At 46.6% G+C, this 15,704-nt stretch carries 15 protein-coding genes and 1 riboswitch; of the genes, 6 read left to right on the forward strand and 9 right to left on the reverse strand.

Going from position 1 to position 15,704, the window contains the following annotated elements; genetic code table 11:
* Positions 1 to 105: 105 nt before the first annotated feature.
* Positions 106 to 915 (reverse strand): DsbC family protein, encoded by an 810-nt coding sequence (locus tag NI470_RS06240; RefSeq protein WP_253147997.1) that lies wholly within the window; start codon positions 913 to 915, stop codon positions 106 to 108.
* 99 nt (positions 916 to 1,014) lie between these two features.
* On the reverse strand, positions 1,015 to 1,932 hold the full coding sequence (gene xerD / locus NI470_RS06245; protein WP_253102044.1) for a site-specific tyrosine recombinase XerD: 918 nt from the start codon (positions 1,930 to 1,932) through the stop codon (positions 1,015 to 1,017).
* 174 nt (positions 1,933 to 2,106) lie between these two features.
* Between xerD and NI470_RS06250 the strand changes: the two genes are divergently transcribed.
* The 5 genes from NI470_RS06250 (at position 2,107) to ftsW (ending at position 7,257) form a co-directional block, all read left to right on the forward strand.
* On the forward strand, positions 2,107 to 2,367 hold the full coding sequence (locus NI470_RS06250; protein ID WP_004281065.1) for a FeoA family protein: 261 nt from the start codon (positions 2,107 to 2,109) through the stop codon (positions 2,365 to 2,367).
* Positions 2,364 to 4,220: a ferrous iron transporter B gene (feoB, locus tag NI470_RS06255; protein ID WP_253147996.1), complete on the forward strand. Its 1,857-nt coding sequence runs from the start codon at positions 2,364 to 2,366 to the stop codon at positions 4,218 to 4,220. Before NI470_RS06250 ends, feoB begins: the two co-directional genes overlap by 4 nt.
* Positions 4,221 to 4,279: 59 nt before the next feature.
* On the forward strand, positions 4,280 to 4,531 hold the full coding sequence (locus NI470_RS06260; RefSeq protein WP_064102353.1) for a DUF6587 family protein: 252 nt from the start codon (positions 4,280 to 4,282) through the stop codon (positions 4,529 to 4,531).
* Positions 4,532 to 4,693: 162 nt separating this feature from the next.
* Positions 4,694 to 6,040 (forward strand): UDP-N-acetylmuramoyl-L-alanine--D-glutamate ligase, encoded by a 1,347-nt coding sequence (murD, locus tag NI470_RS06265; RefSeq protein ID WP_253147147.1) that lies wholly within the window; start codon positions 4,694 to 4,696, stop codon positions 6,038 to 6,040.
* Between the two features lie 20 nt (positions 6,041 to 6,060).
* Complete coding sequence (gene ftsW / locus NI470_RS06270) at positions 6,061 to 7,257, forward strand: putative lipid II flippase FtsW (RefSeq protein ID WP_004281069.1); 1,197 nt, start codon at positions 6,061 to 6,063, stop codon at positions 7,255 to 7,257.
* On the opposite strand, the gene NI470_RS06275 is transcribed toward ftsW, so the two are convergent.
* The 7 genes from NI470_RS06275 to NI470_RS06305 form a co-directional block, all read right to left on the reverse strand.
* Complete coding sequence (locus NI470_RS06275) at positions 7,246 to 7,506, reverse strand: zinc ribbon domain-containing protein (RefSeq protein WP_004281070.1); 261 nt, start codon at positions 7,504 to 7,506, stop codon at positions 7,246 to 7,248. The genes ftsW and NI470_RS06275 overlap by 12 nt on opposite strands.
* A 57-nt stretch (positions 7,507 to 7,563) precedes the next feature.
* On the reverse strand, positions 7,564 to 8,484 hold the full coding sequence (gene gluQRS / locus NI470_RS06280; RefSeq protein ID WP_004281071.1) for a tRNA glutamyl-Q(34) synthetase GluQRS: 921 nt from the start codon (positions 8,482 to 8,484) through the stop codon (positions 7,564 to 7,566).
* Positions 8,485 to 8,486: 2 nt separating this feature from the next.
* On the reverse strand, positions 8,487 to 9,014 hold the full coding sequence (gene dksA / locus NI470_RS06285; RefSeq protein ID WP_004281072.1) for an RNA polymerase-binding protein DksA: 528 nt from the start codon (positions 9,012 to 9,014) through the stop codon (positions 8,487 to 8,489).
* A gap of 210 nt (positions 9,015 to 9,224) precedes the next feature.
* Positions 9,225 to 10,037 (reverse strand): metallophosphoesterase, encoded by an 813-nt coding sequence (locus NI470_RS06290; protein ID WP_253147995.1) that lies wholly within the window; start codon positions 10,035 to 10,037, stop codon positions 9,225 to 9,227.
* The gene (locus NI470_RS06295) at positions 10,034 to 10,669 is read right to left on the reverse strand and encodes an NUDIX domain-containing protein (RefSeq protein ID WP_253147994.1); all 636 of its coding nucleotides are present in this window, start codon (positions 10,667 to 10,669) and stop codon (positions 10,034 to 10,036) included. Before NI470_RS06295 ends, NI470_RS06290 begins: the two co-directional genes overlap by 4 nt.
* A gap of 76 nt (positions 10,670 to 10,745) precedes the next feature.
* A complete protein-coding gene (gene thiC / locus NI470_RS06300) occupies positions 10,746 to 12,641 on the reverse strand; it encodes a phosphomethylpyrimidine synthase ThiC (RefSeq protein WP_253147993.1) in 1,896 nt (631 codons plus the stop codon).
* Positions 12,642 to 12,729: 88 nt separating this feature from the next.
* Positions 12,730 to 12,862: riboswitch (TPP riboswitch) on the reverse strand.
* A gap of 108 nt (positions 12,863 to 12,970) precedes the next feature.
* Positions 12,971 to 14,002, reverse strand: coding sequence for a hypothetical protein (locus tag NI470_RS06305; RefSeq protein WP_148334357.1), 1,032 nt, complete (start codon positions 14,000 to 14,002; stop codon positions 12,971 to 12,973).
* Between the two features lie 292 nt (positions 14,003 to 14,294).
* Here NI470_RS06305 and abuO point away from each other — a divergent pair, with 292 nt between their 5' ends.
* Complete coding sequence (gene abuO / locus NI470_RS06310) at positions 14,295 to 15,656, forward strand: multidrug efflux outer membrane protein AbuO (RefSeq protein ID WP_253147992.1); 1,362 nt, start codon at positions 14,295 to 14,297, stop codon at positions 15,654 to 15,656.
* Positions 15,657 to 15,704: the final 48 nt, after the last annotated feature.

Below are 15,704 nucleotides of genomic sequence, written 5' to 3' on the forward strand. Positions count from 1 at the left end.
TTTTTTACAAGAGCCTAGATCATAGCTAAAAAACCCGCCTGACTCTAGGGTCATTTCAGAATATCTTTATCTATAAATTAAAGTTAAATAACGTATTAAAATGAGTTATTTAAGCCGGTTCAATAATTCCGAGGTAGACAGGTAACCGCCCAGATAAGCCCCTGCTGAATTATAAATGGCAGGGGTGCCATTCACGCCCATATTCAGACCCATTTGATATTGATCTTGAACAGGATTTTCACATTTTTCTGCGCTAATCTGTGCACCCGCAATCGCCTGGTCAAAGGCACTACGGCGGTCGGCACTGCACCAGATCGCTTCCATGGCTGGCATATGCTGTTCACCACGCGGCCAGGCGATATAACGGACTTCAATGCCTTTGGCATTCATGTCATCCATTTGTTCATGGAATTTATGGCAATATGGACAGCTGACATCGGTAAATACATAGACCACATGCTTGGCTTTGCCCTTGGCTGGATAGACCAGCAAGTCTGCTGGCTTGAGTTCAGCAAAGAGTTTATTGTTGATGCCTGCCTGCAGGTTCTCGCTGACATTGTGCAGCTGTTTGTCGCCGAGACGGATCACATCGCCCTGAATCAGGTATTTACCATCGCTGGTGACATACACCGCAGACATGCCTTCCAGACTCACCCAGTACAGGTTTGGCACTTCAGTGGCTTTAATATCGGTAATTTTGGCACTAATGCCAGCGGTTTTGAAATGCTTTTCCAACGTAGACGCCAGACGCTGTTCTGCATTGCGTTCGGTCAGGGTAGAGGCTTCGCCCGTCGCCGGTGCGCTCGCAGTCAACTCTTGCTTTTTATCGTTGTTAGTGGAATTGGAACACGCAGTCAGACCCAAACCAGCAGCAAGTATGCAAGCCATAAAAATTTTTGAGCGGGCAAATGTCATAAAAAACCCTTTTCTTCTTGGATTAAAAACAGAGCATTAGCATAACAAAAAAAAATACCCACACGTCAAACTTCTCAGTTTATTCCGTCCGGATCTGATTCAAGCCCGTGGATGATGGGTCGCGTGTAGCTGCTGCATTCGTACCTGTGCCACATGGGTATAAATCTGGGTGGTAGATAGATCACTATGGCCGAGCAGCATCTGCACCACACGTAAGTCTGCGCCATGATTGAGTAAATGCGTCGCAAAGGCATGGCGCAAGGTATGCGGTGACAGTTCGGACTGAATTCCGGCCTGCAAGGCATAACGCTTAATGGCATACCAGAAATTCTGCCGGCTCATGATGCCGCCATGCTGGGTCAGGAACAGATAATCGGTCGAAGTCTTGTACAGTTGCGGACGGGCTTCGTTCAGATATTTTTCCACCCATTCACAGGCCATTTGTCCCATCGGAACCAGGCGTTCTTTATTACCCTTACCGACGATACGTAAATAACCCTGTTTTAAATTGATCAGTTCCAGACGCAAGTTAATCAGTTCGGTCACCCGGAGTCCGCAGGCATACAATACTTCAAACATGGCGCGATCGCGCAGCCCTAATGCCGTGTTGATATCGGGGGCATGAATCAAAGCCTCGACATCCGCTTCGGATAAATCTTTAGGTAAGGCCCGGCCCAGTTTTGGGGTTTTATGTGCAGCCACCGGATTGTCACTACGCAGTTTTTGCTCGCGCAGAAATTTATAAAATGAACGCAAGGCAGACAGGCAGCGGGCAATCGAACGTGGACTTTTTTGCTGTTTGGTCAGCGCAATCAGTACATCGGAAATATCATCATGATTCCATTCCGGCAGAGGCTTGCTCAGGCATTCTGCACATTGCACCAGGTCGGACAAATAGGCATTGCGGGTATGCGGGCTGACCGTTTGTGCAATCAGATAATCACGAAAACCCTGTAAATAACTGAACGCATCAGGAATCTGGACAGGGGCAGGAATACGGGGTTTTTTATTCAGCATAAGGTGAAAGGATCTGATCTGAAAAAGCGATAATCGGGATTGGTATTCTCCACTGTAGTTTAATTTTATGACGGTGTCGATGTGGTATAAGGCTAAATCGAAATGTAATTAATCTTATTTGTTAATTATTCTCATTTGTTTGTATACTGTACAAAATAGTTTAGGAATTTCACGGTGCGTTTGTCTGATTTAAAAGCAAAACAAATTGCCATCATTCGAAAAGTGAGTCGAACAACTGATGGTGAAAGTGCTCTACACGATGTCGTCGCGAGTCGTTTGGAAACTTTAGGCTTTGTACCAGGTACAAAGGTACAGGTCATTACTAAAGGTATTTTTGGTGGAGATCCCATTTTGATTCAAGTTGGATTCACACGTTTTGCTTTGCGTAAATCAGAAGCAGCCAAAATTGAAATCGAACAGGCGGTGTCGGCATGAGTGATACATTACGTATTGCCCTTGTCGGTAACCCTAACTGCGGTAAAACTTCATTATTCAACCATTTAACCGGAACGCGCCAAAAAGTCGGTAACTATGCGGGTGTGACGGTTGAACGTAAAGTCGGTACCTTTCAGCTTGCCTCAGGCAAAGCGGTACGGGTACTGGATTTGCCGGGAACCTATAGTCTGGATGCAACCAGTCCGGATGAAGAAATCACCCGCAACGTCGTACAAGGTAAAATTGCGGAAGAGCAGGAGCAGGATGCATTTTTATGTGTGGTAGATGCCACCAATCTGAAACTGCATCTGGGTCTGGTGCTGGAAATGATTGCACTGGGTCGTCCGGTGCTGGTTGTGCTGAACATGATGGATGAAGCACGCCGTCGTGGCATGCAGATCAATACCCAGAAGCTGTCTGAGCGACTGGGCGTACCTGTGGTAGAAACGGTGGCTGTGCGCAATTCAGGGATTGAAAACCTGAAAAATGCGCTAGATCAAGGCAAGTATTCTGTACCACAGACTGAGCTCAGTGGCTTGAAAGGTGATAGTCACCAGCGCGTAGAAAACATTCTGAATGACGTGGTCAATTTCGTCGATCAGGAAGATAAGCGTACCGATTTTCTTGACAAGATTTTTCTGCATCCGGTATTGGGCTTACTCAGCCTAGCTGTAATGATGTTCGTGATTTTCCAGGCGGTATTTGCCTGGGCTGCGCCGTTTATGGATGGGATTGAAACCTTCTTCGGCTGGCTGGGTGAGTTCCTCAGCGAATATATTTCGCACCCATTACTGAATAGTCTGGTGGTAGATGGGATTATTGCCGGTGCAGGCGGAGTAGTCGTATTCCTGCCACAGATTCTGATTCTGTTCTTCTTTATTCTGGTACTGGAAGAATCAGGTTATTTACCGCGTGCTGCTTTCCTGTTAGACAAGCTGATGTTTAAAGCCGGTTTATCAGGACGTGCCTTTATTCCGTTATTGTCCAGCTTTGCCTGTGCCATTCCCGGCATCATGGCATCGCGGACCATCAGTGATCCACGAGATCGTTTAACCACGATTTTTGTTGCACCTTTAATGACCTGTTCGGCACGCTTGCCAGTTTATGCCTTGCTAATTGCGGCATTTGTACCCGCACAAACTGTCTGGGGTTTCCTGAATCTGCAAGGTCTGGTGCTCTTCGGTCTTTATATGGCAGGTATCGTAAGTGCCTTGCTGGTGTCTTTTGTGTTGAAATTCTTCCACAAAGATAAATCACAGCACATGCTGCTGATGGAACTGCCAAGCTACCGTTTTCCGGACTTGAAGAACGTTTGGATCGGCTTATTGGATCGCGGGAAAATCTTCTTGAAACGTGTCGGCGGCATCATCTTCGCCTTATCGATTGTGCTGTGGTTCCTGTGTACGTTCCCGCAGCCACCAGAAGGTGCAACCCTGCCGGCCATTGATTATTCATTGGCAGGGATGCTCGGTCATCTGATGCAACCGATCTTTGCACCCCTCGGTTTTAACTGGCAGATCTGTATTGCCCTGATTCCGGCGATGGCAGCGCGTGAAGTGGTCGTTGCAGCACTGGGCACAGTCTATGCGATGTCGGCAGTTGATGAAGATGCGATGTCTGAAGGTCTGGCTGCGCTGATCAGCGGTGGAGGTGATCTGGGCTGGTCAGTTGCGACAGGTTTGTCTTTGCTGGTGTGGTTTATTTATGCACCACATTGTCTGGCGACTCTGGCAACAGTTAAACGTGAAACCGGTTCCTGGAAAACTGTCAGTATCATGACTGTTTACCTGTTTGGTCTGGCATATTTCATGTCATTCCTGACTTATCAAATTGCTTCATATTATTTGGGCTAAATCTCAGCTTGGCCTTGGCCAATTGAATTTGCTGCATTGTATATGTATGGGAGATTGAGATGATTGAAATTCTAATTGTGACAGCACTGGTGCTTTGGAGCATGCTGGTAGTATTCAAAAAGGTGTTTCCGAACACTTCTAGTTCAGTCTTCCAGAAGCTGTCTGATGTCTGTGCGGCCAAGGGCTGGCAGCGTCTGGCCAAATGGCTGCAACCGGGTGTGGCGGCAGGCTGCGGTGGTAACTGTGCCTGTCCGGTTTCAGAAAAAGGTTCAGACGTAAAGCCGGCTCAACAAGCGGTAAAATGGAAATAATTTCCTGTTCTGGCTCAATTTTAAAAACCGTCATGATCATGACGGTTTTTTTACGCATAGACACAAAAAAAATGTGCAGAAAGGCCAATCAGAAAAGGCATTCAAAACAGCAAAGTGCTACCATTTCGTCAGTTTCAAAATAGACCAAAATATGGGGCGAAAATGTTAATACAACGTGGTGGGTTAAAAGTCGTTGCAGGACTCGGAATATCAGGTGTTGCAGCAGTCAATTTCTTGCATAGCCAGGGCTACCGCGTTGCAGTAACAGATTCTAGAGCTAACCCGCCAGGACATGAGCAGATTCCCGCTGAAGTTCAGACCAGTTTCGGTCAGTTTGATGCCGAGCTGTTGTTGTCTGCGGAAGAAATCGTGATCAGCCCAGGACTTGATCCTAAACTTCCTGAAATTCAGGCAGCCATCAACAAGGGCATTCCAGTAGTCAGTGAAATCCAGATTTTACGCCGTGCTACAGACAAGCCAATCGTAGCAATTACCGGTTCTAATGCCAAAAGTACCGTGACGACCTTGATTGGCTTGATGGCAGCGGATGCAGGTAAAAAAGTCGCTATCGGTGGTAACTTAGGTCGTCCTGCGCTAGACCTGACTAAAGACGATCCTGAGCTGTATATACTCGAGCTGTCCAGTTTTCAGCTGGAAACCACCTCAAATCTGGCGGCTGAAGTCGCGGTAGTGTTGAACATGAGTGAAGATCATCTGGATCGTCATGGCGATATGATGGGTTATCACACGGCGAAACACCGGATTTTCCAGGGTGTAAAAAAAGTCGTCTATAACCGTGATGACTCTTTGACCCGTCCTCTGGTGCCAGACGTAACACCGATACAAAGCTTTGGTCTAAATGCACCGGATATGAACCAGTACGGTATTCTCAAGGATACGGATGGCAGCATCTGGCTGGCGCGTGGTCGTGAGCGTCTGCTGAAAAGTACCGAGATGTATATGCAGGGCACGCATAATGTTGCCAATGCCTTGGCCTGTCTGGCGCTGGGTGAGGCGATTGGTCTGCCACTGGACAGCATGTTGAATACCTTGAAGACGTTTAAAGGTCTGGAACATCGCTGTGAATTCGTCAAGGAAGTACAGGGCGTACGCTATTATAACGACTCCAAAGGTACCAATATCGGCGCAACCTTGGCGGCACTGGACGGTCTGGGCATGGCGATTGAAGCCCAAGGCGGTAAGGTTGCGATTATTCTTGGTGGACAAGGTAAGGGCCAGGATTTTAAAGCTTTACGGGAATCACTCGCTAAATATGCCAAAGTAGCGGTATTGATCGGTGAAGATCGTCCCATCATTGAAGCAGCGATTGCGGGCACGACTGAACTGATCCATGCGGACAGCCTGCAGCAGGCGGTAGAAATCTGCCAAAAGCACACTCAGACCCATGATGTCGTGCTATTGTCTCCTGCATGCGCAAGTTTTGATATGTTCTCGGGTTATCCTGAGCGTGGTCGTAAGTTTGTTGCGTATGTGAATGAACTCAATTAAGAATAACAAGGATTCGTGATATGGCTGGGTTTGCTCAGACTACGATCAATAAATTAAATCAATTTTATACGCAGTGGATACCTAGAATACCTGCTGAAGTGAATCCACGGAATGTATTGATTTTCTGTGTGTTGGCTTTGCTCTGCATTGGTTCGATCATGGTGGCATCGGCCTCGATGCCCTATGCAGAACGTATGCATGAAAATCCGTTTCACTATATTAGCCGACATGGGATTTCGATTTTTGTCGCTGCCGTAGCAGCTTTTCTGGCTTATAAAATCCCCTTAAAAGTCTGGTTTAATAACACTTTCTTTTTGTGGATTATTACCATCGTACTTTTGGTGGCCGTGCTATTTGTCGGGACGGAAGTCAATGGTTCCAAACGCTGGATTCGGATCGCAGGCTTTACCTTACAGGCTTCGGAAGTCGCCAAAGTGATGATGGCAATTTTTACTGCAGACTACGTGGTGCGCCGTGCGGAAGAAGTACGGAATAATATCAAGGGTCTGGTCCGTTTAAGTGCCATCATGGGTGCTACCGTCGGTTTGATTATTCTCGAGCCTGACTTGGGTGCAACCGTGGTAATTACCTTAACCATGCTTGGCGTGTTCTTTCTGGCGGGTGCGCCGTGGATTCAGTTCGGTGTGGCTTTTATGACCTTGGTCGGCGCATTTGCTGCCGCGATTCTGTTGGAACCGTATCGTCTGCAACGTCTGCTGTCTTTTTCGAATCCTTGGGAAGATCCCTTAGGCACCGGTTATCAGCTCTCTAATGCCCTTATGGCCTTTGGCCGTGGGGAATGGGCAGGGGTAGGCTTGGGGCATAGTATCCAGAAAATGTCTTATTTGCCTGAGGCGCATACCGATTTCATGCTGGCAATTTTGGGTGAAGAATTTGGCTTTTTAGGCATTTCAACCATCCTGATCTTGTCCTTCACCATGCTGGTTTGCTGTATCCGCATTGGACACCGCGCCTTGCAGCATCAATATTTGCGTGCCGGCTATCTGGCTTATGGCATCAGTATCATTTTCCTGTTACAGATTCTGGTGAATGCCGGTATGAATATGGGCATGTTGCCGACCAAGGGTTTGACCTTGCCATTTATTAGTTATGGCGGTTCATCCCTGATTATCTGTGCGGTCATGATCAGTCTGATTCTGAAAATTGATTCGACCACGCGTCAGGTCAATCCAAGCCGCGAAGAATCAAGCTTCTAGATTGGAGTTTCGTCCTGGCTCTGGCTGAGCATGGTCCAGTACCGTGCTCGGCATTGCGGTTCCACAATTGGAACAGGTCACAAAAGCAGATTTAGGCTTGGAAAGTGGAATCAAGGGTATAAAAAATAAAGAAAAATAATTACGCTGCTGTTTTAGCTCATAGCCCGAACGAGTACGGCAGACCGGACACAGAAACTGGCTTTTCTCAATGGTTTTGGTTTTAGGGCCGACGCCAAAAATAAAAAACATACTCTTCTTCCTATCAATTTTTCATTCTAGAAGTCTAGCTTAAGTGAAAAGCTGTTTTTATAAATAGTGACCTTGTAGCTCAGTTGTATGTGGAATCCGCTCAATGTCCCATTGTACTACCGCCTGTTGCAGCATCCGATCGGGAGTGTCCAAATCAACTTCAGCCTGATGCAAAGCCTGAAGTGCCTGTTTTAATAATTGGGGTGCCTGAGTTAAATCCAGTGCTTGGGCCAGATTCTGTTTTGACAGTTTTTGCCCCTGATCATTCATTGCCAGCGGTAGATGCATATAGCTCAGACGCGGATAACCGAGTAACTGTCCCAGATAGATTTGCCGTTCGGTATTATCTAAAAGATCAGCTCCACGTACCGCATGAGTCATACCTTGCAGATAGTCATCGACTACTACAGCCAGCTGGTAATTCATAATGCCGTCACGACGTTTTAAGACAAAATCGCCCAGATCTTTTTTCAGTTCTGAACAGTGCTGACCTTGCAGCCGGTCTTCAAAACAGATTTCAACATCTTCAACTTTTAAACGGATGGCCTGATGCTCAAAAGCCAGACCCAAGTTGCGGCAGGTATCCTGATAGATATGGTTGGAACCGAGCATTTTACGGGTACATTGACAGGCATAGACTAGGTCTTGCTGACGTAATTGCTGGATGACGTCTTCGTAAATATCTAAACGGTCTTTCTGGAAAATGATTTCGGCATCAGGTTCAAGCTGAAAGGCATCCATGGCACGCAGGATATGCTCTTCGCTGCCGGGATAAATGCGGGGAATATCGGTGTCTTCAATCCGGACCAGCCATGTGCCTTGATTGGCTTTGGCATCGCAGTAACTGGCAACTGCGGTAATGAGGGAGCCAAAATGCAAAGGGCCGGTTGGCGATGGCGCGAACCGGCCCACATAAGCCATCCTGTTGTCCCCCTCCTTTTTTAAAGGAGGGGTTAGGGGAGGATTATTTACAGACATGCTTAACCGTTATTTTGCTTCTCTTTGATCTCTGCAAGGGTTTTGCAGTCAATACATAAAGTAGCCGTTGGACGTGCTTCTAAACGACGCAAGCCAATCTCGATACCACAAGTTTCACAGAAACCATAGTCATCATTCTGGATTGCTTCGATCGACTGTTCGATTTTACGAATCAGTTTACGTTCACGGTCACGGGTACGTAACTCAATCGCAAACTCTTCTTCCTGAGTCGCACGGTCATTCACATCTGGAAGAGCAGTATTTTCGTCTTGCATCGTATTCAGGGTACGATCCACTTCTGACATCAACTCAGCTTTCCAAGCCAGCAAGATTTGGCGGAAATGCTGAAGCTGACCTTCAGACATGTATTCTTCATTTTTTTTAGGTTGATAAGGTTCAATACCAAATAAGCTAGCAGTAGAACCACCGTCAGTCGTTTTAGGCTTAGATTTGCGTACGCGCTTTGCAGCTTTCTCTTCTACAACATCAGTTTGATTGTCTAAGACTTGATTTTGGTTGTCATTCGCCATTTAGGGCATTCCTCATCTATGCGTATGATTGCTACGCAAAAAATATGGTGATATGCAGTTTTTTATCCACCCTGTAGAAAGATTATCCTCCTATGGGGGCCGTCATCATATAGACTTTTTATGCTTATTGATAGTCTTTGATGTCTGGACTATGCATATCACATTTCCTTTGGTTGCAATAAAGTAATGCAAAAAAAACAAATTGAAAAGTTAATAACCTGAAATTTCGGTATTAATATTTTGCTGGCTCAATGCCACCCGTTCAATATAGGTATCAAACTCACCATTTTGTTGCAAATGTAATACACGATAACCTGGTGCCGCCTGATCTAGCGCGAAATCTTCACTTTTAGGTTTAAACTGCACACTGGTCGATGGCGTGGATAAAAAGTAGATGCCATGCCATTCGTTGCAGGAATCCTGATGCACATGACCAAACAGAACCAGCTTGATATTATGATGCCGAGCCAGTACATCTTTTAAATCTTCAGCATTTTTCAGTCGGTGCTGGTCAATCCAGTGTGACTTCATCGTAAAAGGATGATGATGGCAAGCGACAATGACATGCTGATGCTTAAATTCAAGCAATAATTGGTCCAATTGATCGAGTTGAGCTTGTTCCACCCAGCCATCGATCTTGCCTTGAACGGCACTATTTAACAGGATCATGGTCCAGGTGCCAAAATGAATGGCATGTACCTGATTCGCATGCTGGTGAAAAGGGAACACCCGAGAATCGTCATGGTTACCTGGAATCTGATAATACGGCACGTTTAAAGACTGGACAAATGCTAAATAGCGTTGATAAGTCTGCTCGACCGGCACCTGTGCCAGATCACCGGTATGAATCAGTGCATCCATTTGGGGAAAGCGCTGTTGGATCTGCTGCATCACCTCGTGAAAACTCTGCTCGGGATTCATCCGGGCAAATTCCAGCTCTTCCCGATCCATCAAATGGGTATCAGAAATCTGGATAATGGTCCAATCCGGCTGTGTGCTTGTGCTTGACTGCTGAAAACTCATGTCTTTCCCCTTAGACATATTCCTGCAGTATGAATATGTTGTTGCAACCATTGCAAGGCCATAATGACAGGCGCATTTCTTAAGCGACCATTCGTGAGCAAGAACGGAATATCGGCATAATCCAGAATATGCAGCTGGATATTTTCCCCTTCATCCGGCATGCCAAAAACACCGCCCTGTTCAGGCAATTCGGTTTGGGCCACATATAAATGAAACAGTTCGGAACATGCCCCGGCGGAAGGATAGAAGCTGAAAATGTGCTGTAGCTCATCCAGGGTACAGCCTGATTCTTCGAGTGCTTCGCGACGGATGCACACTTCAGGTGCTTCGTCTCCATCCAGAACGCCAGCAATCACTTCGAGTTGCCAAGGAGAATCGACATCGTCCAGTCCACCAATCCGGAACTGTTCGATCAGGCCAAATTTCTGCTGTTGATGGTTGTACATCAGCACACCCGCTGCTTCTGGCCGATGAATCAGCTCACGTTGCAAAATAGGGGTTGAGCTTTCCTGATTAAATAGACGATGTTTCAGGCTGACTTTTTCTACGTGAATAAATCCCCGGTACAAGAACTCACGTGCCTCTACGCTAAAGTCTTTTTTATTATAAGAGGCCTGTTTAATAATATTCATATGCTCAGATAGAATGAATTGATTTATTTTCATCCTATCTGAGTTTTTTTTGAAGACAACTGTTTTTTTTACAGTTTTATAGTTTGTGGTATAAATTTTGACCAGAGTTGTGGAAGCTGGCTTTCATCTGATCCATGCCGGCTTCAATTTCGGCCTGAGAGCTTGCCGGCTGATCAGGATTGGCCTGTTGACTGGCATAATCGCGAACATTCTGGCTAATCTTCATTGAACAGAACTTCGGTCCGCACATGGAACAAAAGTGCGCGGATTTATGTGCCGCTTTCGGCATGGTTTCATCATGCATGCTGCGCGCCGTGTCCGGATCCAGACTCAAGTTAAACTGGTCTTCCCAGCGGAACTCAAAACGCGCCTTGGACAGGGCATTATCTCGGGCTTGTGCTCCTGGATGACCTTTGGCCAGATCGGCTGCATGCGCGGCAATCTTGTAAGTAATAATGCCGTCTTTGACATCCTTTTTATTCGGCAAACCGAGATGCTCTTTCGGCGTCACATAACACAGCATCGCGGTACCGTACCAGCCAATCATCGCCGCTCCTATTGCCGAAGTAATATGGTCATAACCCGGTGCAATATCGGTGGTGAGTGGCCCCAAGGTATAAAAGGGTGCTTCTTTACAGACTTCCAGTTGCAGATCCATATTTTCCTTGATCATATGCATCGGGACATGGCCCGGGCCCTCAATCATCACCTGAACATCATGCTCCCAGGCACGGTGGGTCAGTTCGCCCAAAGTTCGAAGTTCGGCAAATTGCGCTTCGTCATTGGCATCCTGCACACAGCCCGGACGTAGGCCATCGCCGAGACTAAACGATACGTCATAAGCTTTCATGATCTCGCAGATTTCATCGAAATGGGTATACAAGAAGTTTTCCTGATGATGTGCCAGACACCACTGCGCCATGATCGAACCGCCACGCGATACGATACCGGTCAAACGGTTGGCAGTCAGCGGTACATATCTTAAAAGCACGCCGGCATGAATGGTGAAATAGTCCACACCTTGTTCAGCCTGTTCAATCAGGGTGTCTTTAAAGATCTCCCAGGTCAGGTCTTCGGCCACACCATTGACTTTTTCCAGTGCCTGATAGATCGGTACGGTTCCAATTGGTACAGGAGAGTTGCGGATAATCCATTCACGGGTTTCATGAATATTCTGGCCGGTCGAGAGGTCCATAATCGTATCTGCGCCCCAACGTGTCGCCCAGGTCATTTTCGAGACTTCTTCTTCGATACTTGAACCGAGTGCAGAATTACCAATATTGGCATTGATTTTGACCAGAAAATTACGCCCGATGATCATCGGTTCCAGTTCCAGATGATTGATATTGGCCGGAATAATCGCGCGTCCTGCGGCGACTTCCTGACGCACAAATTCTGGCGTAATTTCAGTCAGGTTTTTTGCACCAAAATTCTGGCCCGGATGCTGGCGCATATCGACACCATCGAGTTGGCGCAGGTTTTCACGAATGGCGATGTATTCCATTTCCGGTGTGATGATACCTTGTTTGGCATAATGCATCTGGGTAATGTTGCGGCCACGTTTGGCTTTACGTGGTTTTTGGATATGCGCGAAACGGATCGCGGCGGTGCGGATATCACGTAAACGCTGGCGACCAAATTCAGAACTGAGCTGATCCAGAATTTCGCTATCGTTGCGCTGTTCAATCCAGCTTTCACGAACATTCGGCAGACCTTTGTTCAGGTCAATCGTCACGTTGGGGTCGGTATACACACCCGAGGTGTCATAGACCATCAAAGGTGGATTATGTTCGCCGCCCAGACTGGTCGGGGTTTCACTTAAGGAAATTTCCCGCATGGGTACCTGAATATCAGGACGGGAACCTTGCAGATAGACTTTACGTGAAGCGGGTAGAATTCGCGTTAAATCGCGTGCTTCCTGTTCATGAGCAGAGAGAGTAGTTTCAGAAGAAAGATTCGTTAACTGGTTCATGGCTATGATCCTTATGAATGACATCAACGAATCAAGCACGACCAAAAACGTAGGCAGATTTATCCTGAACAGATAAAGCAAGGGCTGGGTTTTTAGCTGGCTTGATTCCTACGCAGGTATTAACCTGATCAGGTTCAACGGTACTCATGCTCAATTCCTGATAATGATAAAAGGAATCACATGATCTCAGCGAGGCATTACTCGCGCTCCGTCAAGCGAGGCTAAAGCTTAGCTCAGTTTAGGCAGAATAAACAGGTCTAAATCGCTCAACTTTAAGCGAGGATTGATTTAGACATGGTCCTACTGATTGAAGGTGAAACTGATCCCAACTAGATACAGATGGCATCGGTAAAGCAGTCCTTATCGTATTTTTGTGAGGGCGGACTGATCTGGGCATAGTACAGAATCTGTTCTGCTTCCGAACGGTTTCTATAATCGGCAGGCAAGGTTTGCTGGCGCTGTTCCGGAGTCATGTCCAGAAATTCCAGAAACAGGCGTGCCTGTGTGGACAGCGTTGATTTCTGGCCACTCGACAGCCCGATAATGGTTTCCAGATGACTGGTATCCACGGCATAACGATCGTGATAATCTTCAGACACCGGCGATTGCTCGGTACCTCTAAACAGGAAATAGGTGTATTGCTTCAGCAGATATTCGGCATCGCGTTTATAACTACTATTCGGATAAGTCTTGAGATAGTCTTCCCAAAGCAGACTGCGGGCTGCAATATCAGCGGCTTCAATCTGCAGGCGTTTTTCCGTCAGCACCGGCTCCATATTCTGTTCCGCCAGATTTTCAATAAAGGCTTTTTCAGCGGCTGGTAAATAAGGGGCAAAAATACGCACCAGATATTCCGGGCTGCGGCGATAATGTAAAGTGCCATCACCCAGATCCAGCAGTTCTACATAAGCCTGCCCCTTGTGTTTTAACAGATACTGGTCACGTGAGGTGAGCTGTTGAAAATGCGCATGCTGAATGGTCGGATGCTGGGCCATTTCCAGTGCATACTGCTCAAAGGCGCGTTGCTGGAACTCGGTGCGATCCACCTTTAAAAAGCGCTGATACATTTCGGTAGAGCGTTGCATCAGGTGCTTCTGCTCCGCCAATTCCATCAACGGCAGGCACACTTTAAGATCCTGATTAATTTGTTCCAGCGCAAACGTCGTGCGCTGGTCATTAATCTGGGACATATTTTTTTCAATATTCTGGCACATGAGGCTAAAGTCACTGACTGGACTTTGCGTTTGCTTCGTCTCAGTCTGTTCGACCTGGATCTGTGGATCTGAAGGCTGTTGGCAGCCCCCAAGAAGCAGCACGCTACCAGCAAGCAAACAGGCTTTGAATATCGATGGGAATGGCATTAACACTATGCTTCAGGACTCTGTATATATAGGTGAATTCAGAAAATAACGGCCTTACTGGGAGATATTGTATAGATCAAACTAAAATACTATGTTTAGTATTGTGAATTGCTTTGTTACATTGCCGGTATTAGAGCCAGAAAATTGAATTAATGATGGATAAAAACTGATCTTTATATTAAAAAATTAATAAAAATCATACGTAAAAATTCAAGAGATCTCTTTAGTATGGCTGAGCTTAAAGTGCCAGAATTTTTTAATCTGAATGGCTGTTAGGGGTGAACACTATAAAATGAAATTAAAACTCAGTGTCATGGCCGGTTTATTGCTATTAATTAGTCCGGCGATTTTTGCCTTGGACTTAAAAGAAGCGTATGCGCGCGCCCAGCAAAATGATCCGAACTGGCAGGCGAATGTGTTGCAGTATCAGGCTGATCAGCTCAATCTGGGGATTGCCAGCGGCAATTTGCTGCCGACCGTGACTTTGTCTGGAAATGTGACCCGTAAAAACCAGTCCGTCAACAACTTACAGCCTGAAGGTTTGCCTGCTGAATTTGGTGAGTTGCAAAGTTCCAGTACAACCAGCCGTCAGGTGGCCTTAACCGCACGCCAACCTTTATTTCGCTGGGATGCCTGGCAAGGTTATAAGCAGGTCAAGACCTCGGTCGAACTCAGTGAAGTCAATCTGCGTCTGCAAAAACAGCAGCATATTTTACAGGTGGCCGAAGCCTATTTTAATGTCTTGCGGCAGCAGTCTTTGACTACGGCTTATTTACAGGAAGAGCAGGCACTGTCTGAGCAGTTACGGATGATGAATGCCAAGCTGAAAGAAGGTCTGGTAGCGCGCAGTGAGGTCAGTGAAGCCAATGCCCAGTATCAAAGTGCCCAGGCCAACCGGATTTCGACTCAAGTTCAGCTGGTACTGGCCCAAGAACAGCTGGCACAATTAATCGGCCCGTATCAGGATAATCTGGCGGTGCTACGCAACGATTTCCAGTTTCAGAAACCGGTTCCAAGTGATATGCAGTCCTGGACCGAATTGGCACAAAGCCAGAATCTGAATATTCTGCAAGCGCGTCTGCAAAAGCGCTATTCTGAAGATGCCAAACGGGTCGAGCAGGCTGCGCTCTATCCGCAGGTCGAAGCGGTCGGAACCTATGGCTATTTAAAACAAAGTCCAGCCACGATCATGTCCAGCAATGGAGATTTCGACCAGATTGGGGTGGAAGTGAACTGGAATGTATTTAGCGGCGGACGCACACAAAAAAGTATCCGTCAGGCCGGTGTCAATGTGCAAAAAAGTGAAGCACAACTGGATGCGGCTATCCGTAAAGCCAATACCGATGTGAAACAGTCTTTTATGCAGGTAGAAACCGATCAGGCCAAACTCAATGCACGTAAAGCTGCGATGGACTCTTCAGAAATTGTCTCACAAGCCTCCAGAGCGCAATATCAGGAAGGCTTAAAAACCATGGTTGATGTATTGCTGGCACAGCGTAATGCCTTTTCTGCCAAGACCGATTATTTAAATGCCAAATATGACTATCTGTTGCATGTGTTGCAATTGCAGGCTTCAGTCGGGCAGTTAACCGAAAAGGAACTGGCAGAACTGAACGCCTGGCTAATTGAATATGATTCGCCTCAGTCTTTATGAGGCTACTATTGTCATCAAACTTTCATCATAGATATGCTTTAATATGAT

It is taken from the genome of Acinetobacter lwoffii, from assembly GCF_024129115.1.
Classification (GTDB): domain Bacteria; phylum Pseudomonadota; class Gammaproteobacteria; order Pseudomonadales; family Moraxellaceae; genus Acinetobacter; species Acinetobacter lwoffii_T.

What these genes read in the sequence shown, in the direction of transcription:
- NI470_RS06290 (WP_253147995.1), bottom strand. Translation starts at nt 10,037, where the DNA reads ATGAGTTTTCAGCAGTCAAGCACAAGCACACAGCCGGATTGGACCATT.
- xerD (WP_253102044.1), bottom strand. Translation starts at nt 1,932, where the DNA reads ATGCTGAATAAAAAACCCCGTATTCCTGCCCCTGTCCAGATTCCTGAT.
- NI470_RS06295 (WP_253147994.1), bottom strand. Translation starts at nt 10,669, where the DNA reads ATGAATATTATTAAACAGGCCTCTTATAATAAAAAAGACTTTAGCGTA.
- abuO (WP_253147992.1), top strand. Translation starts at nt 14,295, where the DNA reads ATGAAATTAAAACTCAGTGTCATGGCCGGTTTATTGCTATTAATTAGT.
- murD (WP_253147147.1), top strand. Translation starts at nt 4,694, where the DNA reads ATGTTAATACAACGTGGTGGGTTAAAAGTCGTTGCAGGACTCGGAATA.
- NI470_RS06240 (WP_253147997.1), bottom strand. Translation starts at nt 915, where the DNA reads ATGACATTTGCCCGCTCAAAAATTTTTATGGCTTGCATACTTGCTGCT.
- thiC (WP_253147993.1), bottom strand. Translation starts at nt 12,641, where the DNA reads ATGAACCAGTTAACGAATCTTTCTTCTGAAACTACTCTCTCTGCTCAT.
- ftsW (WP_004281069.1), top strand. Translation starts at nt 6,061, where the DNA reads ATGGCTGGGTTTGCTCAGACTACGATCAATAAATTAAATCAATTTTAT.
- NI470_RS06260 (WP_064102353.1), top strand. Translation starts at nt 4,280, where the DNA reads ATGATTGAAATTCTAATTGTGACAGCACTGGTGCTTTGGAGCATGCTG.
- feoB (WP_253147996.1), top strand. Translation starts at nt 2,364, where the DNA reads ATGAGTGATACATTACGTATTGCCCTTGTCGGTAACCCTAACTGCGGT.
- gluQRS (WP_004281071.1), bottom strand. Translation starts at nt 8,484, where the DNA reads ATGTCTGTAAATAATCCTCCCCTAACCCCTCCTTTAAAAAAGGAGGGG.
- dksA (WP_004281072.1), bottom strand. Translation starts at nt 9,014, where the DNA reads ATGGCGAATGACAACCAAAATCAAGTCTTAGACAATCAAACTGATGTT.
- NI470_RS06305 (WP_148334357.1), bottom strand. Translation starts at nt 14,002, where the DNA reads ATGCCATTCCCATCGATATTCAAAGCCTGTTTGCTTGCTGGTAGCGTG.
- NI470_RS06275 (WP_004281070.1), bottom strand. Translation starts at nt 7,506, where the DNA reads ATGTTTTTTATTTTTGGCGTCGGCCCTAAAACCAAAACCATTGAGAAA.